14 protein-coding genes are annotated in these 20,322 nt (G+C 65.5%); 1 reads left to right on the top strand and 13 read right to left on the bottom strand.

Annotation, left to right across the window (positions count from 1 at the left end):
- Nucleotides 1–854: heavy metal sensor histidine kinase (locus tag J0M27_RS07775; RefSeq protein WP_294989468.1), on the top strand; the 854-nt coding region annotated here is incomplete at its 5' end.
- A gap of 24 nt (nucleotides 855–878) precedes the next feature.
- Here J0M27_RS07775 and fusA read toward each other — a convergent pair.
- From fusA to J0M27_RS07710, 13 genes are all read right to left on the bottom strand, one after another.
- Nucleotides 879–2,930 carry an elongation factor G gene (fusA, locus tag J0M27_RS07770; RefSeq protein WP_294989465.1) on the bottom strand — a complete coding sequence of 684 codons (2,052 nt, stop codon included), beginning with the start codon at nucleotides 2,928–2,930 and terminating at the stop codon, nucleotides 879–881.
- Between the two features lie 38 nt (nucleotides 2,931–2,968).
- A complete protein-coding gene (locus tag J0M27_RS07765) occupies nucleotides 2,969–3,406 on the bottom strand; it encodes a YbaN family protein (protein ID WP_294989462.1) in 438 nt (145 codons plus the stop codon).
- A gap of 16 nt (nucleotides 3,407–3,422) precedes the next feature.
- Nucleotides 3,423–5,324, bottom strand: a complete 1,902-nt coding sequence (locus tag J0M27_RS07760; protein WP_294989459.1) for a radical SAM protein — start codon at nucleotides 5,322–5,324, stop codon at nucleotides 3,423–3,425.
- 96 nt (nucleotides 5,325–5,420) lie between these two features.
- Nucleotides 5,421–6,473, bottom strand: a complete 1,053-nt coding sequence (locus J0M27_RS07755) for a class 1 fructose-bisphosphatase (protein WP_294989456.1) — start codon at nucleotides 6,471–6,473, stop codon at nucleotides 5,421–5,423.
- The gene (locus tag J0M27_RS07750; RefSeq protein ID WP_294989455.1) at nucleotides 6,470–7,183 is read right to left on the bottom strand and encodes an SOS response-associated peptidase; all 714 of its coding nucleotides are present in this window, start codon (nucleotides 7,181–7,183) and stop codon (nucleotides 6,470–6,472) included. The genes J0M27_RS07755 and J0M27_RS07750 overlap by 4 nt, the downstream gene beginning before the upstream one ends.
- A gap of 131 nt (nucleotides 7,184–7,314) precedes the next feature.
- Nucleotides 7,315–8,088: a hypothetical protein gene (locus J0M27_RS07745; protein ID WP_294989452.1), complete on the bottom strand. Its 774-nt coding sequence runs from the start codon at nucleotides 8,086–8,088 to the stop codon at nucleotides 7,315–7,317.
- A 34-nt stretch (nucleotides 8,089–8,122) separates the two neighbouring features.
- A complete protein-coding gene (gene glmS, locus J0M27_RS07740; RefSeq protein ID WP_294989449.1) occupies nucleotides 8,123–9,952 on the bottom strand; it encodes a glutamine--fructose-6-phosphate transaminase (isomerizing) in 1,830 nt (609 codons plus the stop codon).
- Nucleotides 9,953–9,955: 3 nt separating this feature from the next.
- Entirely contained in the window at nucleotides 9,956–11,281 is a 1,326-nt protein-coding gene (glmU, locus tag J0M27_RS07735; protein WP_294989446.1) for a bifunctional UDP-N-acetylglucosamine diphosphorylase/glucosamine-1-phosphate N-acetyltransferase GlmU, read from the bottom strand.
- A 7-nt stretch (nucleotides 11,282–11,288) separates the two neighbouring features.
- On the bottom strand, nucleotides 11,289–12,752 hold the full coding sequence (locus J0M27_RS07730; RefSeq protein ID WP_294989483.1) for a glutamate synthase subunit beta: 1,464 nt from the start codon (nucleotides 12,750–12,752) through the stop codon (nucleotides 11,289–11,291).
- Nucleotides 12,752–17,380 (bottom strand): glutamate synthase large subunit, encoded by a 4,629-nt coding sequence (gene gltB / locus J0M27_RS07725; RefSeq protein WP_294989443.1) that lies wholly within the window; start codon nucleotides 17,378–17,380, stop codon nucleotides 12,752–12,754. Before gltB ends, J0M27_RS07730 begins: the two co-directional genes overlap by 1 nt.
- Nucleotides 17,381–17,567: 187 nt before the next feature.
- Complete coding sequence (locus tag J0M27_RS07720; RefSeq protein ID WP_294989440.1) at nucleotides 17,568–18,692, bottom strand: deoxyguanosinetriphosphate triphosphohydrolase; 1,125 nt, start codon at nucleotides 18,690–18,692, stop codon at nucleotides 17,568–17,570.
- Nucleotides 18,685–19,779: a 3-dehydroquinate synthase gene (gene aroB / locus J0M27_RS07715; RefSeq protein ID WP_294989437.1), complete on the bottom strand. Its 1,095-nt coding sequence runs from the start codon at nucleotides 19,777–19,779 to the stop codon at nucleotides 18,685–18,687. Before aroB ends, J0M27_RS07720 begins: the two co-directional genes overlap by 8 nt.
- Nucleotides 19,767–20,294: a shikimate kinase gene (locus tag J0M27_RS07710; protein ID WP_294989433.1), complete on the bottom strand. Its 528-nt coding sequence runs from the start codon at nucleotides 20,292–20,294 to the stop codon at nucleotides 19,767–19,769. The genes aroB and J0M27_RS07710 overlap by 13 nt, the downstream gene beginning before the upstream one ends.
- Between the last annotated feature and the right edge of the window lie 28 nt (nucleotides 20,295–20,322).

The raw sequence follows: 20,322 nt of genomic DNA, 5'->3' as shown, positions 1-20,322 counted from the left end.
GCTGGGCCGTGGCGCGCGCCGGCCTGGCGCCGCTGCGGCAGATGGCCAGTCATGCGGGCAGCATCACGGCGGACCGGCTCGCCGAGCGTCTGGAGACGCGGGCCGCCCCGCCCGAACTGCGCGAACTGGCCATTGCCTTCAACGCCATGCTCGACCGGCTGGGCGATTCCTTCCAGCGCCTGTCGGATTTCTCGGCCGACCTGGCCCACGAAATGCGCACGCCGGTCAGCAACCTGATGACCCAGACCCAGGTCACCCTCTCGCAGACCCGAGGCGCCGAGGAGTACCGCGAGGTGCTGGCGTCCAACCTCGAGGAATACGAGCGCCTGGCGCGCATGATCGCCGACATGCTGTTCCTCGCCAAGGCCGACCAGGGCCTGATCGTGCCCAACCGCGAGGCGGTGGATCTCGCCGCCGAAATCCGCGACCTGTTCGAGTTCTACGAAGCGCTGGCCGAAGAGCGTGGCGTGCGCCTGGCGCGCGAGGGCGACGCCACGGTGTCCGGTGATCGCCTGATGCTGCGCCGGGCGCTGTCCAACCTGCTGTCCAACGCCCTGCGCCACACCGCCCGCGGCGGCACGGTCAAGGTCGCCGTATTGCCAGCGCCGACTTTCGGGCAACTGCGGGTCGCCGTCGAGAACCCCGGCGCGCCGATCCCGGCGGAGCACCTGGCGCGCCTGTTCGACCGCTTCTTCCGCGCCGATGCCGCGCGCCGCCAGGGCGCGGCGGGCGGCGAAGGCGCCGGACTGGGACTCGCCATCTCGCGCTCGATCGCCCGCGCCCACGGCGGCGAATTGACGGCAACCGCGCTGAAGGACGGCAACCGCTTCGAGCTGACGCTGCCGGCGGGCTGAGGCCACGCCGGCGCGCCGGCGCCTTCAGTCTTCCTCTTCCATCGGCCGGAAGGCCGCCGCGAGTTTCTGCTGCACTTGCGGCGGCACTTGCGCGTGGCGCGCGAACTCGATGCTGTAGGCGCCCTGGCCGCCGGTCAGCGACTTGAGGCGCGAGGCGTAATCGGTGATCTCGGCCAGCGGCACTTCGCCGGTGATCGAGGCCGTGTTGCCCGGACGCGGATTGGTACCGGTGATGTGGCCGCGCCGGCTCGACAAGTCGCCGGTGAGATCGCCGATCGCCGCCTCGGGGGCGACGATCTCGATATTGACGATGGGTTCCAGGACGATCGGATTCGCCGCGCGGATGGCCTCGATGGTGGCCTTGCGCCCGGCCGTGACGAAGGCCACATCCTTGCCATCCACCGCATGGGTCTTGCCGTCATAAACGATGACGCGGATGTCCTGCGCCGGAAAGCCGGCGATCACGCCGTCGGTCAGCGCCTGGCGCACGCCCTTCTCGACCGAGGCCATGAACACGCCGGGGATCACGCCGCCCTTGACGCGATCGACGAACTCGAAGCCGGCGCCGCGTTCCAGCGGCTCGATCTTGAGGTATACCTCGCCGAACTGGCCGGCACCGCCCGACTGCTTCTTGTGCCGGCAGTGGCCCTCGGCATTGGCGGTGATGGTCTCGCGGTAGGGGATCAGCGGCGGCTTGGTGTCGAGCTCCAGCTTGAATTGCGTCGCCATCTTCTCCAGCTTGTAGCGCAAATGCATTTCGCCGAGGCCACGGATCACGGTTTCGTGGGTGGTCGGATGGCGCTCGACCGCGAAGCACGGGTCTTCCAGTTCCAGCTTGCGCAGGATGTCGAACAGGCGCTGCTCGTCGCCCTTCTTCTTGGTTTCCACCGCCAGGCCCTGCATTGGTTTGGGGAAGTCCAGGGGCTTGAGGTGAATGTGGTCCTCGTCGTGCGAATCGTGCAGCACGGCGTCGAAATCGATCTCCTCGACCTTGGCCACGGCGCCGATGTCGCCCGGCATCAGTTCATCGACTTCGATGTAGTCCTTGCCCTGCAACTGGTAGAGATGTGCCACCTTGAACGGTCTCTTGCCGTCGCCGACGAATAGCTGGGCATCCTTTTTCATCGTGCCCTGATGCACGCGGAACACGCCGACCTTGCCCATGTAAGGATCGACGATGATCTTGAACACGTGCGCCAGCACGTGCCTGGACGCATCCGGCGCGGCGGCGAAAGCTTCAGTGGCTTCGCCGGGCTCACCCTTGTGGAAAGGCGGGGTGTTGCCTTCCGTCGGGTTCGGCGCCAGGGATGCCAGCACATGCAGCAGTTCGCCGATGCCGGCGCCGGTGCGCGCCGAGGTGAACAGGATGGGGACCAGGTGGCCGGAGCGCAGCGCCTTCTCGAAGGGCGCGTGCAGGTCGGCGGCTCTCGGATCCTTGCCGTCCTCCAGGTAACGTGCCAGCAACGACTCATCTTCCTCGACCAGCTGGTCGATCAACTCACGATGGGCGTGGGCGACCGAATCGAAATCGGCGTCACCGGCGTCGTGTTCCAGCACCTCGACCACGTCCTGGCTGCCGTGCGCCGGCAAGTCGAGCAGCAGGCACTGCTTGCCGAAGCGCTCGCGAATGTCATTGACCAGCGCCGGCAGGTCGACGTTGTCGGCATCGATCTTGTTGATCACGATCATGCGCGCCAGGCCACGCGCCGCGGCGGCGCGCATCATGCGCTCGGTCGACAGTTCGATGCCGGTCTGGGCGTTGATGACGACGATCGCGGTTTCCACCCCGGCCAGCGCGGCGATCGCCTGGCCAGCGAAATCCGGGTAGCCCGGGGTGTCGATCAGGTGGATGTGCACGCCCTCGGCGGCGAAATTGACCAGCGCAGAATTCAGCGAATGGCCGGCGGACTTTTCCTGCGCGTCGAAGTCGCAGACGGTGCTGCCCTTTTCCACGGCCCCCTTCGCCGTAATGGCGCCGGCCTTGAACAGCAGCGCCTCGGCGAGCGATGTCTTGCCGGCACCGCCGTGGCCCACTAGGGCAACGGCGCGGATGGATTCGGTGGTGTATTTGGCCATGCTGCAGACTCCCTTTGCTTTTGATATTGGCGCAAATTTTACCCCTGACGGCGCGGTCGGTCGCGCGAAGGGATGCGCCACAGCCAGATCGCGGTCGACACGCCGATTACGGCCAGCATCACCTGCAGCCAGGCTTTGCCGGAAAAGCTCCAGATCGAGGCGCAGATGGTCAGGCTCATCAGCGTGATCGCCAACCACTTGACGCGCCAGGGAATGCTGCGATGGCGGCGCCATTCACTGATCAGCGGGCCGAAGGTCGGATTGCGCAGCAGCCAGTGGTAGAAGCGCTCCGACGCGCGCGCATAGCAGGCGGCCGCGACGAGGATGAAGGGGGTGGTCGGCAGGCCGGGCAGGAAGATGCCGATGATGCCCAGCAGCAGCGCGATGCTGCCCAGGGCCAGCAGAACCATGCGCACCAGCAGCGATGGGTGCAGTTGGGCATCCGGGATGTGCCAGGGTTTCTCGGGTTCGTTCAAGGTTCCGCCCCTTGCCTCAACCGCGCAACGCCCGTTCGATGAAATGACGCGGCACGGTGGTCTTGGGCACGCGGCCCGCGAACCAGCCGCGCACATCCTGGTCGAGGCCGAGGCCGTGCATGTAGTTATAGAGCGCCTTGTTCAGTGCCTGACCCAGTGCATCGTGGTCCACCCCCGTCGGGTCGATGAAGCCGACGTCGTTCCTGGCAAAGCTGCCCGGCGGCAGCGGCTTCAGCGTGACGCCGTAGCGTTCCGGATGCAGGCCGACCGGCGCGTGCACGCTGCAGGCGAAGCGGTGGAAGAAGCCGGACTGGATGCAGCCCGCGGCGAACAACTGGCGCACGTATTCCAGCGCATCGACCGTGTCCTGCACGGTCTGTGTCGGGAAACCGTACATCAGGTAGGCATGCACCAGGACACCGGCCTCGGAGAAGCCGCGCGTGACGCGCGCCACCTGCGCCACCGAGACACCCTTCTGCATCAGCTTGAGCAGGCGGTCGGAGGCCACCTCGAGGCCGCCCGACACCGCAATGCAGCCGGCATCGGCCAGTTCGGCGCACAGTTCCGGCGTGAAGGACTTCTCGAAACGGATGTTGGTCCACCACGAAATCGCTCGATTGCGCCGGCGCAGTTCGTCGGCCAGCGCCTTGAGCGCCTTGGGCGGCGCCGCCTCGTCGACGAAATGGAAGCCGGTCTGCCCGGTTTCGGCGATGATCGCCTCGATGCGATCGGCCAGGGTCGCCGCGGCAAGGGCTTCATAGCGTGAGATGTAATCGAGCGAGACGTCGCAGAAGCTGCACTTTTTCCAGTAGCAGCCATGCGCGACGGTGAGTTTGTTCCAGCGTGCATCGGACCACAGCCGGTGCATCGGGTTCAGCATGTCCAGCAGGGAGAGGTAACGGTCCAGCGGCAGGCCGTCCCAGGTCGGCGTACCGGCCTCGGCGAAGGGGATGTCGGGCTCGCCGGCGTCGACGTAGCGCACCACGCCATCGACGCGCAGGAAGGTCCGCACCAGGCGTTCGCGCGGGCGCTTGCCGCGCAGGTGTTCGAGCAGGGCCAGCAGGGGACGCTCGCCGTCGTCCAGCGTCACGTAGTCGAAATGGTCGAACACGCGCGGTTCGGACAGCTCCCTCAGCTCGGTGTTGGCGAAACCGCCGCCGAGTACCGTGACGATGGCCGGGTCGCGCGCCTTGATCGCCTGCGCGATGCGGAAGGCGCCATAGACGTTGCCGGGGAAGGGCGCGGAGAGCAGCACCACGCGCGGCACATGGCACGTCAGCGCGTCCTCGGTCAGCTCGCGCAGGGTGCGGTCGACCAGGGTCTCCGGCGCCGCCAGCGCCTGCGCCAGCGGATCGAAGCTGGCCTGGCTCTGCGCCAGCGATTCGGCATAGCGGACGAACTCGAAGCGCGCATCGACCGCCTCGCGCAGCGCGTCGGCGATGTCATCGAGATACAGGGTGGCGAAATGCCGCGCGCGATCGGTCACGCCGAGCGCACCGAAGGCCCAGGCCAGGGGATCTCCCCCTTCGTCGTCGACGTAGGCGTCGAGCGGCTCGAAACGCGAACCCTCCGGCAGGAAGTTGCGCCCGGCGATGCGATGCCCGATCGACGGATCGCGCCCCTGGAGAAAGGCCACCACCGGCCCCACCGTCGCCAGGTAGCGCGCGAACTGCGTGTCGAAGGCCTGCACTCGCGGCGAGCGCTGCTGCGGCGGCAGCGCCTCGATGCACTGGCCGATATCGCGCAGGCCGACCGGCGAAAACAGGCGCAAGACCAAGGCCAGCGCCAGGTCCTCCTGCACCGCGTCGACCCCTCGCGAGCGCAAGAAGCCGGTCAGGTAGGCCGTCGACGGATAGGGCGTGTTCACCTGCGTCATCGGCGGGATGACGGAGAGGATTTTCAGCGCGCTGGCTGGCATGGCAAGCGGATCATGAACATGGCCCAATGATAGAGCCTTCGCCGGCATCGCCGGCGGATATCAGCGCAGGCCCGGCCGGATTGTCGCCGGCAAGACCTATTCGTTGCGAAACAGGGAACGCTTGCCGAACAGCGGCCAGTCGTAGGTGTTGTGATCACGGCCTTCGACGTAATCCTTGTGATACCGGAGGATCAGATCGACCTCGCTCTTCGAGCCGAAAATGAAGGCGGTGCGTTGCTGCAGATCGGCCGGCGTGATGTCCAGGATGCGGCCGCGCCCGGTGATGGCGCCACCGCCGGCCTGTTCCATGATGAAGGCAATCGGATTGGCCTCGTGCAGTAGTGCCAGGCGCCCGCCCTGGTCACGTGTCCTGTCGTCGACCGGATAGAGAAATACACCGCCGCGTACCAGCACGCGATAGGCTTCCGCGATCAGCGAGGCGACCCAGCGCATGCCGAAGTCGCGGTGACGCGGACCGGTCTTGCCGGCCAGGCATTCCTGCACGTAGCGGCGCACCGGCGGCTCCCAGAAGCGCTCGTTCGACGCGTTGATGGCGAAGGTGGCGGCATTGTCCGGAATCACCACCTTCGGATGGGTGAGGACGAACTCGCCGATCTCGCGATCGAGCATGAAGACATTGGCGCCGTTGCCTGTAGTCAGCACCAGCCGCGTCGAAGCGCCATAGAGCGCGAATCCCGCCGCAACCATCTCGCTCCCGGGCTGGAGGAAGTCCTTCGCGGTTACTTTTCTGCGGCCGGCGGGCGCACGCAGGATCGAAAAAATGGTGCCGGACATGAAGTTGATGTCGAGGTTGCCGGAACCGTTGAGCGGATCGAATGTCAGCAGGTACTTGCCGCGCGGATACTTTGCCGGAATCGACGTCATGCCGTCGACCGACTTGGAACTCATGCCGGACAGGCGTCCGGTCCAGATCGTCGACTGGATCATCGAGTCGCTGGCCGCGCGCTCGAGGAAGGCTCGCGGATCGGTCGCGTCGGCGCCGAGGCCGCCGCTCGATACGAGGTGCGAGATGCTCTTGCAGGCGGTGACGATGTCGCTCAGCAGGACCGAGAAATCGCCGCTCGCGCCCTTGGCGCTGCGCTGGTCCTCGATGATGAACTGCGTCAGCGTGATGCGTTCCCTGATCATCGGCTCACCCCGTCCCCGGTGTTTGGATCGCCCGCGCGTTCAATAAGGTCCGGCCCTTCATGCCTGGCGCTATTGACCCGACCGCCGACTGGCCAGGCAACGATACTCCGCGCTGGCGTCGGCAGCAAGTGCCGACTCAGCGTTTCCGGGTCGCGCACGGCGGGATCGAGCCATGTTTCGAACTGCTCGCCTGCCAGCAGCACCGGCATGCGATCGTGGATCGGTGCCATCAGTTCGTTGGGCGTGGTGGTTATGACGCAGGCGCTGATGATGTCCTGGCCCTGCGGCGACTTCCACGCCGCGAGCAGGCCCGCCATGGCGAAGAAGTCGCCGTCGTTCGCCGGGCTGATGTACCACGGCTGCTTGCGCGGCTTGCCCTCTCCATCCACCACTTGCCATTCGTAGAAGCCGTTGGCGGGAATCAGGCAGCGATGACGCTCGAAGCTGGACTTGAAGGATGGCTTCTCGGCCACGGTCTCCGCCCGCGCGTTGTTAAGCCGGAGGCCGATCGACGGATCCTTCGCCCAGCGCGGGATCAATCCCCAGCGCACCATCTGGCCGACGCGCCCGACATCCGGGCGCTGCCGTATCACCAGCACATCGCTCTGCGGTGCGATGTTGTAGCGTGCCGTCCAGTCCGCGCAATCCTGGAGGTCGAAGTATTCCGTGAGTCTGGACCGTGGCCCGTGGAGAACATAACGACCGCACATGGTGGGCAAGATCGGAAAAAGCGAAAGGGTACCCGATTACCCCACCCGATCGCGTAACGCGACCCAGGAGCCACCTGCGCGCGACGCAGGAACGGCGCCGCGCCGCCAGCGCCGAGGCAGGGGCCGGCCAGTCACGGACAGGCCGGCTCGCCTCCCAGGTCTGCCAGAGGCGCCGCCAGGGTGCAGATGCTGATCTGGTCGTTGTACTGCACGCCGTGGTCGACACCGCCGTTGGCGTACATGCCCCAGTGTGCGGTACGCAGGCGCGTCCCGGGATTGCCGGCGAGCGCCGCGACCTCGGCGCGCAGCATGGGCACGCCATCCTGCCAGACCTGGACCTGGCCCGAGGTATCCGCATAGTGGATATAGGCCGTCAAGCGCACCCAGCGCCGCAGCGGAAACTCGGGCTGCGGCCGGGGGCCGATGTATTCCCCATGAAACGGCGCGGTGTGCGCAAATTCGAGCTTGCGGTCGCGCACCGCCAGCGTATGCAGCGCCCAGCGTCCCGTCGCTGCGGTTGTATCGTGGTTGCCCCAGGTGCCGAAATGGATCCAGTCGTCGGCACCTAGCCTGTCGTAGTCGGAATCGAGGTACACCATGAAGCTGTTGACCAGCGGGGTGGGGATATCGACATGGATTCCCGGATAGGCGCGATGGCTGTCGCCCGCCGCGCGCACGATCCACCCCTTGTAGGCATGACGGCCGGAAAACACCGGCGCGCCGGACTCGCGATCGACGATGGTCCACGCCGACGCGCGCCCCACCGGCAGGGTGCCGTCGGCCGAATAGGCGCCGCGATCGTGGTTCAGCCATTCGCTGCCGGGAAAGCCGTTCTCGAAACCGCTGTGCCAGGCGGGCTGGCCGGCGCAAGCCGCCAGCAGCAAAGCCGCGACCGCCGAAAGCATTGCCCGGGCCGCGGGCCTCGGCGCGTGCAACGACCTACTCGACCGTGACGCTTTTGGCGAGGTTACGCGGCTTGTCGACATCGGTGCCCTTGACCAGCGCGGCGTGATACGAGAGCAACTGCAGCGGCACGACATGGAGCACCGGCGAAAGCAGGCCGTAATGCTCGGGCAAGCGCAGCACATGCACGCCTTCCTCGGCATCGACCACGGAATCGGCATCCGCGAACACATAGAGTTCGCCGCCGCGCGCGGCGACTTCCTTGAGGTTGGACTTGAGCTTTTCCAGCAAGGCGTCGTTCGGCGCGATGCTGATCACCGGCATGGCCCTGTCTACCAGCGCCAGCGGGCCGTGTTTGAGCTCGCCGGCGGGATAGCCCTCGGCGTGGATGTAGGAAATTTCCTTGAGCTTCAGCGCGCCTTCCAGCGCGATCGGGTAGTGGTGGCCGCGACCGAGGAACAAGGCGTGCTGTTTGTCGGCGAAGCGAGCGGCCCAGACCTTGATCTCCGGTTCCAGCGCCAGAACCTTGCCCACGGCTACCGGCAGGTGGCGCAGCGCCGTCAGGTGGGTGCCCTCCTGCTCCGGCGACAGGCGACCGGCTTGCTTCGCCAGCGTCGCCGCGAGCAGGAACAGCGCGGCGAGCTGGGTGGTAAATGCCTTGGTCGACGCGACGCCGATCTCGGGGCCGGCACGGGTCAGGAAACGCAGTGCGCATTCGCGCACGATGGCCGATTCGGCGACGTTGCAGATCGCCAGCGTGCGGCCCATGCCCAGCGCCTTGGCGTGCTTCACCGAGGCCAGGGTGTCGGCGGTTTCGCCGGACTGGGAAATCGCCACGACGAGTTGTTCGGTGTCGGGCACCGAAATGCGATAGCGGTACTCGCTGGCGATCTCCACGCTGCAGGGAATGCCCGCGAGTTGCTCTATCCAGTAGCGCGCGACGAGGCCGGAGTGGTAGCTGGTGCCGCAGGCGAGGATCAGTACCGATTTCACGCCATGCAGCATCTCGGGTGCGGCGACGCCGAACAGGTTGGGGCTCAGCGTCTGCGCGCCGCCGATCATCTCCAGCGTCGCGGCCAGCGCCTGCGGCTGCTCGAAGATTTCCTTCTGCATGTAGTGCTGGTACTCGCCCAGCTCGACGTCGTCGGCCGAAAGCGTACTTTCATTTACCGGGCGATCGGCCGGCACCATCGCCGCCGTGCCGTCAGCGCCGACTATTCGCACGCCATCGCGGCGCAGTTCGGCGACATCGCCATCTTCGAGGTAGATCATGCGCCGCGTCACCTGCAGCAGGGCCGAGGCATCGGAAGCGGCGTAGTTGCCGTCATCACCCAGGCCCAGCAGCAGGGGCGCGCCATGGCGGGCGACGACGATGCGGTCGTCCCACTCCTGCAGCACGGCGATCGCATAGGCGCCGATCAGGCGCGCCTTGGCCAGGCGCACCGCTTCGAACAGGTCGGGCGTCGACTTGAGCGTGTGCCAGACCAGGTGCGCGATCACCTCGGTATCGGTGTCCGAGGCGAATACATAGCCCTGCGCCGCGAGTTCCTGTTTGAGCTCGGCATAGTTCTCGATGATGCCGTTATGCACCACGGCAAGGCCTTCCGATACGTGCGGATGCGCATTGCGTTCCGAGGGCACGCCATGGGTCGCCCAGCGCGTGTGGGCTATGCCGTGGTGCGCCACCTGCCCTGCGGACTGAGTGGCGAGTTCGGCAACGCGGCCCACGCTGCGCAAGCGGGTCAGCGTCGGGTTGAGCAGGGCCAGTCCGGCGGAGTCATAGCCGCGATACTCCAGCTTCATCAGCCCTTCGATCAGCACGGGAACAATGTTGCGTTCGGCGACCGCAGCGACAATACCGCACATGGCTCAGTCCTTTTTCTTCGCGTTCGCGTTCTTTGTCGGCCGCTTCCAGCCTGGTATCGAAACCTGCTGGGCACGGGAAATGGTCAGCTGATCGGGGGGCGCATTGCGCGTCAGCGTGGTGCCGGCGCCCAGCGTGGCGCCGCGACCGACGGTGACCGGGGCGACCAGTTGCGTGTCGGAGCCGATGAATGCGTCATCCTCGATCACGGTGCGGAACTTGTTGGCTCCGTCGTAGTTGCAGGTGATGGTGCCGGCGCCGACATTGACGCGGCTGCCGATGGTGGCGTCGCCGATGTAGGCCAGATGGTTGGCTTTGGAGTGGTCGGCGACGCTCGAATTCTTGACCTCGACAAAGTTGCCGACATGCACGTCACGACCGAGCTCGGTGCCGGGACGCAAGCGCGCAAACGGGCCGATGACGCTGCCGGCGCCGACGACGGCGTCTTCCAGTACGCAGTTGGCTTTGATTCGCACGCCGTCGCCGAGCACGACGCGGCCTTCGAACACACAATTGACATCGATGCTGACATCGCGCCCGCAGATCAGTTCGCCACGCACGTCGATGCGCGATGGATCGGCCAGGGTGACGCCCTGCTCCATCAGTCGCACGGCGAGGTTCTGCTGGTACACACGTTCCAGTTGCGCGAGCTGCAGCTTGCTGTTGACACCCTCCGTCTCCCAGCTTGCCTCCGGGTGCGCGGTTGCCACCGGCATGCCTTCGCTGACTGCCATGGCGACGATGTCGGTCAGGTAGTACTCGCCCTGTGCGTTGCGATTGCCCAGGGTCGGCAACCAGCGCGCCAGCGCCGCCGTCGGCGCGACGAGGATGCCGGTATTGATTTCAGTGATCGCGCGTTCGGCATCGTCCGCATCCTTCTCTTCGACGATGCGCACAACCTTGCCATCGACGCGCACGATGCGGCCGTAGCCATGAGGATTGTTGAGATGCGCGGTGAGGAGACCCAAGGCGCCGTCACCGGCGGCGGCGATCAGGCGCTGCAGCGAAGCAACCCGGGTCAGCGGCACGTCGCCGTAGAGCACAAGCGTGGAAGCGGTCGTGCCGGCCAGCGCCGGCATGGCCTGCAGAACGGCATGACCAGTGCCGAGTTGTGGCTCCTGGCGCGCCCAGCCCAGGTCGGGAGCGTCGAGGGTCTCGCGAACCTGCTCGCCGCCATGGCCATAGACCACGCAAATGCGGGCCGCGCCAAGTTGGCGCGAGGTCTCGATCACATGGGCCAACAACGCCTTGCCGGCCAAGGGATGCAGCACCTTGGGCAGATCGGAGTGCATCCGCTTGCCCTTGCCCGCGGCGAGGATGACGACGTTCAAGGCGGGCTCAGCGCGGCAAGATACTCGAACCCATCAGGTATTGGTCGACGCTGCGCGCGCACTGACGACCCTCCCGAATGGCCCAGACCACCAGCGACTGACCGCGGCGCATGTCGCCGGCGGCGAACACGCCGGTGACGTTGGTGGCATAGGACTGGCCGCCTTCGGTATCGGCGCGGGCATTGCCGCGATTGTCCTTGTCAATGCCGAAGGCATCGAGCACGCCGCCGACCGGGCTGACGAAACCCATGGCGAGGAATACATAGTCGGCCGGGATCTCGAATTCGGAACCGGCGATCTCGCTCATGCGGCCGTCCGTCCATTCCAGGCGCACGGCCTTGACCGCCTTGAGTACGCCATTTTCGCCAACGAACTCCTTGGTGCCGATGGCCCAGTCGCGCGCGCAACCTTCATCGTGCGAGGACGAGGTGCGCATCTTCAGTGGCCAGTAGGGCCAGGTCAGCTCGCCGTTCTCCTGCTCGGGCGGACGCGGCAGCAGCTCGATCTGCGTGATGCTGGCAGCACCGTGACGATTGGAGGTGCCGACGCAATCCGAGCCGGTGTCGCCGCCGCCGATGACAAGAATATGCTTGCCGGCGACGTCGATCGGGTTCTTGCGACCGCCGGCGACTTCCTTGTTCTGCGGAATCAGGAACTCGAGCGCGAAATGCACGCCCTTCAGCTCGCGGCCGGGGACCGGCAGGTCGCGCGGATTCTCGGCGCCGCCGGCCAGCACCACGGCATCGAATTCCTTTTGCAACTGCGCGGCGCTGACGGTCTTCTTCGCGTCGTTGACGATGCCCTTGGGCAGCGCGGCGCCGGTGACCATGGAGCCGGTGACGAACTTGACGCCTTCGGCCTTCATCTGCGCCATGCGCCAGTCGATCAGGCGCTTGTCCAGCTTGAAATCGGGAATGCCGTAGCGCAACAGGCCGCCGATGCGATCGTTCTTCTCGAACACCGTCACCGCGTGCCCGACGCGCGCCAGTTGCTGCGCGGCGGCCAGCCCGGCCGGCCCGGAGCCGACGACTGCGACCTTCTTGCCGGTCTTCTTCGCCGCCGGCTGCGGCACGACCCAACCGTTCTCGCCCGCCTTGTCGATGATGGCGCGCTCGATCGACTTGATGCCGACGGGTGTCTGCGGGATGTTCAGCGTACAGGCTGCCTCGCAGGGTGCGGGACAGATGCGGCTGGTGAATTCCGGAAAATTGTTGGTCGAGTGCAAGGCGACGATCGCTTCCTGCCACTTGCCGCGATAGACGAGGTCGTTCCAGTCCGGGATCAGGTTGTTCACCGGGCAGCCGTTGTTGCAGAACGGAATGCCGCAATCCATGCAACGCGCGCCCTGGGTGCGCGCCTGTTCGTCGCTCAGGTGCGGGATGAATTCGCGGTAATGCTTGACGCGCGACTCCGCCTTCTCGTAGCTATCGGAGATGCGCTGGAATTCGAGGAATCCGGTGGGCTTTCCCATCATGCAGCCTCTTTGAGTTGAGTAGCGGCGATTTCCTTGAGCGCCCGGCGATACTCGTTCGGAAACACCTTGACGAACTTGCTGCGGGCATTCGCCCAGTCGGCGAGGATCTCCGCGGCGCGTTCGCTACCGGTATGGCGAGCGTGATCCTCGATCATCTGCCTCAGTTGCACCTCATCGCTGCGGGTGCGATGGCGGGTGCCGTCATCAGCCTGCTCGGCCGCGGGCAGCACTTTCTCCAGCGCCACCATGGCCATGTTGCAGCGTCTGGCGAACATGCCATCGACGTCGTAGACGTAGGCGATGCCCCCCGACATGCCGGCGGCGAAGTTGCGGCCGGTGAGTCCGAGCACGGCGACGGTGCCGCCGGTCATGTACTCGCAACCGTGGTCGCCGGTGCCCTCGACAACGGCCTGCGCGCCGGAGTTGCGCACGCAGAAGCGCTCGCCGGCGACGCCGCGGAAGAAGACCTCGCCCTCGGTGGCGCCGTAGAGAACGGTGTTGCCGACGATGATATTCTCGCTCGGCGTGCCGCGGAAGCCCTGTGGCGGACGCACGATGATGCGGCCACCGGAGAGGCCCTTGCCGACATAGTCGTTGGCCTCGCCGGTGAGGTCCAGGGTAATGCCGCGCGCGAGGAAGGCGCCGAAGCTCTGGCCAGCGGTGCCGGTCAGCTTGACCGTGATGCTGCCGTCGGGCAGCCCGTCGGCGCCCTTGCGGCTGGCCACCGCGTGCGAGAGCAGCGTACCCACAGTGCGGTTCTGGTTGCGGATCGTGGTCTCGATGACCACCTTCTCGCCGTGCTCCAGCGCGCCCGCAGCCTTGGCAATCAGCTGGTGGTCGAGCGCCTTGCCCAGACCGTGATCCTGGGACTCGCAGTGGCGGCGGGCGACACCATCGATTTCCGGTTGGCGGTAGAAGATGCGCGAGAAGTCGAGGCCGCGCGCCTTCCAGTGCTCGACACCCTTCTTCATGTCGAGCAGGTCGGAGCGGCCGATCAGGTCCTCGAACTTGCGGATGCCCAGCTGGGCCATGTACTCGCGCACTTCCTCGGCGACGAAAAAGAAGTAATTGACGACGTGCTCGGGCTGGCCGGAAAAGCGCGCGCGCAGCACCGGGTCCTGGGTGGCGACGCCGACCGGGCAGGTATTGAGATGGCACTTGCGCATCATGATGCAGCCTTCGACCACCAGCGGCGCCGTGGCGAAGCCGAATTCGTCGGCGCCAAGCAGCGCGCCGATGACAACGTCGCGACCTGTCTTCATCTGGCCGTCGGCCTGGACCCGGATGCGACCGCGCAGGCGGTTCAGCACCAGGGTCTGCTGGGTCTCGGCCAGTCCCAGTTCCCAGGGCGTACCGGCGTGCTTGATCGAGGAGATCGGCGACGCGCCGGTGCCGCCGTCATGGCCGGCGATCACCACATGGTCGGCCTTGGCCTTGGTCACGCCGGCGGCCACCGTGCCGACGCCGATCTCGGAGACCAGCTTGACCGAAACGCTGCCCTGCGGATTGGAGTTCTTCAGGTCGTGGATCAGTTGCGCGAGGTCTTCGATGGAATAGATGTCATGGTGCGGCGGCGGCGAAATCAGGCCGACGCCCGGCACCGAGTGGCGCAGGAAACCGATGTACTCCGAGACCTTGTGGCCGGGAAGCTGGCCGCCCTCGCCGGGCTTGGCGCCCTGGGCCATCTTGATCTGCAGTTGATCCGCATTGGCCAGGTACTCGGCGGTGACGCCGAAGCGGCCAGAGGCCACCTGCTTGATCGCCGAGCGCAGGCTGTCGCCGGCCTTGAGCCGGATGTCGCGCGAGATGCGGCCCTTGCCGATGACATCGGCCAGCGTGGTGTCGCTTTTCAGGGGCGCAAAACGCTTGCGGTCTTCGCCGCCCTCGCCGGTATTCGACTTGCCGCCGATGCGGTTCATGGCCACGGCCAGGGTGCTGTGCGCCTCGGTCGAGATCGAGCCCAGCGACATGGCGCCGGTGGCGAAACGCTTGACGATTTCCCTGGCCGGCTCGACCTCGTCGATCGAGACGGCGGGGCCGGCAGGGCGGATCTCGAACAGGCCGCGCAGCGTCATGTGGCGCTTGCCCTGCTCGTTGATCAGCCTGGCGTATTCCTTGTAGGTTTCGGTCTTGCCGGAGCGCGTCGCATGCTGCAGCTTGGCGATCGCGTCAGGCGTCCACATGTGCTCTTCGCCGCGCACACGAAAGGCATACTCGCCCCCGCAGTCGAGCATGTCGGCCAGCACCGGGTTGTCGCTCCAGGCGTCGGCGTGCGTCTTCAGCGCCTCCTCGGCAACCTCCTTGAGGCCGATGCCCTCGATCTTGGTCGGCGTGCCGGTAAAGTACTTGCGCACCAGGTCCGAGGACAGGCCGACGGCTTCGAAAATCTGCGCGCCGCAGTACGACTGGTAGGTGGAGATGCCCATCTTGGACATCACCTTCATCAGGCCCTTGTTGATCGCCTTGACGTAGTTCTTCTGCGCGTCATACACGGCCAACTTGTTCGGCAACTGGCCTGCAATCCCGCCGATGCTCTCGAAGGCCAGCCACGGGTGGATGGCCTGGGCACCGTAGCCGGCGAGCGTGGCGAAATGATGCACCTCGCGCGCGGCGCCGGTTTCCACTACCAGGCCGCAGGAGGTGCGCAGGCCGATGCCGACCAGGTGCTGGTGCACCGCCGAGCACGCCAGCAGCGCCGGGATGGGCGCGTGGTCGCGATCGATGCCCCGGTCGGAGAGGATGATGACGTTATAGCCTTCGTTTACTGCGGCCTCGACGCGGGTGCATACCTGGTACAGCGAACGCGAAAGGCCTGCCGTACCCTGCGCCGCCGGCGTGGTGATGCCGATGGTGATCGAACGGAAGGTCCCTTTGGTCAGCTTGTCGATGTTCTTCAGCTTGGCCATGTTCGCCGGGGTCAGCACCGGCTGGTGCACTTCCAGGCGTGGCGTCGGCACTTTTTCGTCGACGCCGAGCAGGTTCGGATTCGGGCTCACCAGCGAGATCAGCGACATGACGATTTCCTCGCGGATCGGATCGATCGGCGGGTTCGTCACCTGGGCGAAGAGTTGCTTGAAGTAGTTGAACAGCGGCTTGGCCCGGTCGGAGAGCACCGGCAGCGGACTGTCGTTGCCCATCGCGCCGGTGGCCTCCTCGCCCTGAGTCGCCATCGGCTCGAGGATGAACTTGAAGTCCTCCTGCGTATAGCCGAAGGCCTGCTGTATCTTCAGTAGCGGGCCTATGACCATGTCGGAGACCTTGGCCTCGGGCAGGTCATCGACAAAGTAGCGCGACTGCTGGATCCACTTGCGGTAGGGCTTGGCCGTGGACATCGTGCGCTTGAGTTCGGCATCGTCGATGATGCGGCCCTGTTCGAGATCGATGAGGAACATCTTGCCCGGCTGCAAGCGCCACTTCTTGACGATGCGCTCCTCGGCGATCGGCAGCACGCCGATCTCGGAGGACATCACGACCAGGTCGTCGTCGGTGATCAGGTAGCGCGCCGGACGCAGGCCGTTGCGGTCGAGCGTGGCGCCGATCTGGCGACCGTCGGTAAAGGCCACGGCAGCGGGGCCATCCCAGGGCTCCATCAGGGCCATGTGGTACTCGTAGAAGGCGCGACGCTCCTCGTCCATCAGCGGGTTTCCGGCCCAGGCTTCGGGAATCAGCATCATCATGGCGTGGGCCAGGCTGTAGCCACCCATCACCAGGAGTTCCAGCGCGTTGTCGAAGGAAGCCGAATCAGACTGGCCGTCGTAAATCAGGGGCCAGACCTTGGCCAGGTCCTCACCCAGTACCGGCGAAGAGATGCCGTGCTCACGGGCACGGATCCAGTTGACATTTCCGCGCAGGGCGTTGATTTCCCCGTTGTGGGCGATCATGCGGAAAGGATGGGCCAGGTCCCAGGTCGGGAAGGTATTGGTGGAGAATCGCTGGTGCGCCAGCGCCATGGCCGACACCGCACGCGAGTCCTGCAAATCAAGATAGTAAGTACCCACCTGATTGGCCAGTAGCATGCCCTTGTAGACCACCGTGCGCGCGGACATCGAGGGTACATAGAACATCTTGCCGTCAGGCAGCTTCTGCGCCTGGATGCTGTGGCCGATGGCCTTGCGCAGGATATAGAGCTTGCGCTCCAGGGCGTCGGTATCGGTGATGCCGGGGCCGGGGGCGACGAAAACCTGGCGGATCACCGGCTCGATGTCCTTGGCCGCCTGTGCCAGACCGCTGTTGTCCACCGGCACGTCGCGCCAGCCGAGCAGCACTTGGCCTTCGTAGCGGATGGCGCGCTCGATCACGGCCTCGCAGGAACGCCGGCTGGCATCGCCGCGCGGCAGGAAGACCATGCCCACGCCGTACATGCCGACAGGCGGTAGCGCCACGTTCTGGCGCGCCATCTCCTCGCGCAGGAACTGGTCTGGAATCTGGATCAGGATGCCCGCACCGTCGCCCAGCAGGGGATCGTAGCCGGTAGCGCCGCGATGCTCGAGGTTCTCCAGGATTTTGAGGCCCTGCTCGATGATGGCATGGCTCTTCTGGTTCTTGATATGTGCAACGAAGCCGACGCCGCAGGCGTCTCGCTCGTTTTCCGGGTCGTATAGACCCTGGCGCTGGGGGAGGACCATCGTGTCTTTCCTCGGAAATGCGACCGGCAATCGGCCGAAATATCTGCAAACGCGGCCGGCAAAAAAGCCGGGGTGTTGCCGCTCCCCGGCCTTGGATTTTCCGCCATGCATCGCGGACACTCGAATATACCGCCAAAAGAGGTGGATTTCAATACGCTGCAACGCAGCAATCGGGCTAGGGTGCTCCCTAGAACTCGCTGACGGCAAACAGGCGGCGGTGTTCCCGCATCGAGTAGCGGTCGGTCATGCCCGCGATGTAATCCGCCGTTGTCCGTTCGATTGTTCCCGCGGCGGCCATGGCCTGGTACTGGGGCGGCAGCAGGCGCGGATTGGCGACGAAAGCGCCGAACAGGTCATGGATCACGCGCCGTGCCTTGGCGGTCATGCGCAGCACCTCGTAATGGCGATAAAGATGCTCGCGGAGAAAGCCCTTGAGCGCACGGTTTTCCTCAGTCATGGCCGCCGAGAAACCGATCAACTCCGCTGCACTGCGGACATCCTCCAGTGTGCCCGGAGCTGCTGCCGCAATACGCCGGGCCGATTCGGAGAGGAGGTCGGTGACCTGGGCGTCAATCATGCGCCGGATGGTTTCATGTACCCGGCGGCGTCCGGCGATGGAAGGAAATTCGGCGGAGACTTCGGCGGCATGGCGCGTGAATAGAGACACGTCCTGCAACAGCTCCAGCGTGAGCACGCCTGAACGCAACCCGTCATCCACGTCGTGGTTGTTGTAAGCGATTTCGTCGGCCAGATTGCAGATTTGCGCCTCCAGCGTAGGTCGCCGGCCATCGATAAAGCGCAGGCCGAGATCGCCCAACTCCCGTGCCCGCGCCGGCGAGCAGTGCTTGAGGATGCCCTCGCGCGTCTCGAACATCAGGTTCAGGCCATCAAAGGCACCGTAGCGTTCCTCGAGGCGATCGACTATGCGCAGGCTTTGCAGGTTGTGCTCGAAGCCGCCATGCCCCTGCATGCATTCGTTCAATGCATCCTGGCCGGCGTGGCCGAACGGGGTATGGCCAAGGTCGTGGGCCAGTGCGATGGCCTCGGCCAGGTCGTCGTTGAGTTCCAGCGCACGCGCCACGGTGCGCGCGATCTGGGCCACCTCGATGCTGTGCGTCAGCCGGGTGCGAAACAGATCACCTTCATGGTTGACGAAAACCTGGGTCTTGTACTCCAGGCGACGGAAGGCCGTGGAATGGACAATGCGATCGCGATCGCGCTGGAACTCGCTGCGCACCTTGGGTCGCGGCTCCGCAACCGCTCGCCCCCGGCTGTTTCCGTCACAGACCGCGTAGGGCGCCAGATCAGGCATGGCAGCAGGTCTCTATGGCCGCTGCGACGTCGGCGGGTGGTGCATCGGCATGGGTCACCGCCTGCCCCAGGCCCTTGAGCAGGATCAGGCGCAGGCTGCCGGCGATAACCTTCTTGTCGTGCGACATCAGGTCAAGATAGCGCGCAACTCCGAGATCGGGTCCGGTGACGGGCAGGCCGGCACGCAGGAGTAGCTTGCGGACCCGCTCCACGTCGGCGGCGGACAGCCAGCCGAGGCGGCGGGAAAGCTCGGTGGCCATCATGGTGCCGGCCGCAACCGCCTCGCCGTGCAGCCATTCCCCGTAGCCCATGCCGGCCTCGATCGCATGACCGAAGGTATGACCGAGGTTGAGCAAGGCTCTGCCTCCATCCGTGGCCGTCTCGAACTCGTCGGCGCCTACAACCTCTGCCTTGTTGGCGCAGGAACGTTCCACGGCTTCGGCGAGTAGTTCGCCATCGCGCGCCATCAGCCCGTCCATGTTGGCCTCCAGCCAGCGAAGGAACGGCAAGTCGCGGATCAGGCCGTACTTTATGACCTCGGCCATCCCGGCGGACAATTCCCTCGGCGGAAGCGTCTGCAGGGTATCGGTGTCGGCGAGCACCAGTTGGGGTTGCCAGAAGGCTCCCACCATGTTCTTGCCTCGCGCATGGTTGATGCCGGTCTTGCCACCCACTGACGAGTCGACCTGGGACAGTAGCGTGGTCGGAACCTGAATGAAGGGCACGCCGCGCTGGTAGGTAGCGGCGGCAAATCCGGCCAGATCGCCAATGACGCCACCGCCGAAGGCCACGACCGTGGTGGATCGATCACAGCGCGCAGCCAGCATTGCGTCGTGGATTCGGTTTAGCGACTCCCAGTTCTTGTGCGCTTCGCCGTCCGGCAGGACGATGGTCGTGACGCCGACACCGTGCTTTTCAAGGGCGCCGACAAACCGTTCGGCGTAAATTGGCCCGATCGTTGAATTGCTGACCAGCGCAACGCGCGGCGCGCGCAGCCGCTCAAGCAACAGGTCGGCGCGGTCCAGCAAACCGCGCCCGATCAGAATCGGGTAGCTGCGAGCAGCGAGTTCAACGTTCAGGCGGCGCATCGCTTCTGCAACTCCCTTTCAAGCTGTCTTACGAGGTGGCTGGTGCTGCCGCCGAGGCTATTGACGACGATATCGGCGACTTCGCGATAGAGCGGATCGCGCTGGGCAAAGAGTTCCTCGATCTTTTGCATCGGATTCGCGACCTGTAGCAATGGGCGGTTGGGATCCAGGCGCGTGCGCTCGAACAACAACCTGGGCGCGGCATGCAGATAGACCACCGTACCGCTCTGCTTCAGGGCGACCCTGTTCTCCGGCCGCAGCACTGCGCCGCCGCCGGTGGCGACGATCAGATTGCCATCTCCGGCAAGATCGGCGATCACCTTTGCCTCGCGGTCTCGAAAACCCTGCTCGCCTTCGATATCGAAAATCAGCGGGATCCTGACTCCGGTGCGGGCTTCGATCTCATGGTCGGCATCGACAAAGGTGCGTTGCAACCGACGTGCAAGCTGACGGCCTATGGTGGTCTTTCCTGCACCCGGCATGCCGACGAGGTAGATGTTCTTGGTAGTGCTCACGTCCGAATTGTAGCCTTCAGCGGTGGGG

The organism is Sulfuritalea sp. (assembly GCF_017302275.1).
In the GTDB taxonomy this organism is placed as follows: domain Bacteria; phylum Pseudomonadota; class Gammaproteobacteria; order Burkholderiales; family Rhodocyclaceae; genus Sulfuritalea.
Note: the sequence above shows the minus strand (reverse complement) of the source record. Positions and strands in the feature narration are given on the sequence as shown.

What these genes read in the sequence shown, in the direction of transcription:
- fusA (WP_294989465.1), bottom strand. Translation starts at nt 2,930, where the DNA reads ATGGCCAAATACACCACCGAATCCATCCGCGCCGTTGCCCTAGTGGGC.
- J0M27_RS07760 (WP_294989459.1), bottom strand. Translation starts at nt 5,324, where the DNA reads ATGCCAGCCAGCGCGCTGAAAATCCTCTCCGTCATCCCGCCGATGACG.
- J0M27_RS07755 (WP_294989456.1), bottom strand. Translation starts at nt 6,473, where the DNA reads ATGATCAGGGAACGCATCACGCTGACGCAGTTCATCATCGAGGACCAG.
- J0M27_RS07750 (WP_294989455.1), bottom strand. Translation starts at nt 7,183, where the DNA reads ATGTGCGGTCGTTATGTTCTCCACGGGCCACGGTCCAGACTCACGGAA.
- J0M27_RS07745 (WP_294989452.1), bottom strand. Translation starts at nt 8,088, where the DNA reads ATGCTTTCGGCGGTCGCGGCTTTGCTGCTGGCGGCTTGCGCCGGCCAG.
- glmS (WP_294989449.1), bottom strand. Translation starts at nt 9,952, where the DNA reads ATGTGCGGTATTGTCGCTGCGGTCGCCGAACGCAACATTGTTCCCGTG.
- J0M27_RS07730 (WP_294989483.1), bottom strand. Translation starts at nt 12,752, where the DNA reads ATGGGAAAGCCCACCGGATTCCTCGAATTCCAGCGCATCTCCGATAGC.
- gltB (WP_294989443.1), bottom strand. Translation starts at nt 17,380, where the DNA reads ATGGTCCTCCCCCAGCGCCAGGGTCTATACGACCCGGAAAACGAGCGA.
- J0M27_RS07720 (WP_294989440.1), bottom strand. Translation starts at nt 18,692, where the DNA reads ATGCCTGATCTGGCGCCCTACGCGGTCTGTGACGGAAACAGCCGGGGG.
- aroB (WP_294989437.1), bottom strand. Translation starts at nt 19,779, where the DNA reads ATGCGCCGCCTGAACGTTGAACTCGCTGCTCGCAGCTACCCGATTCTG.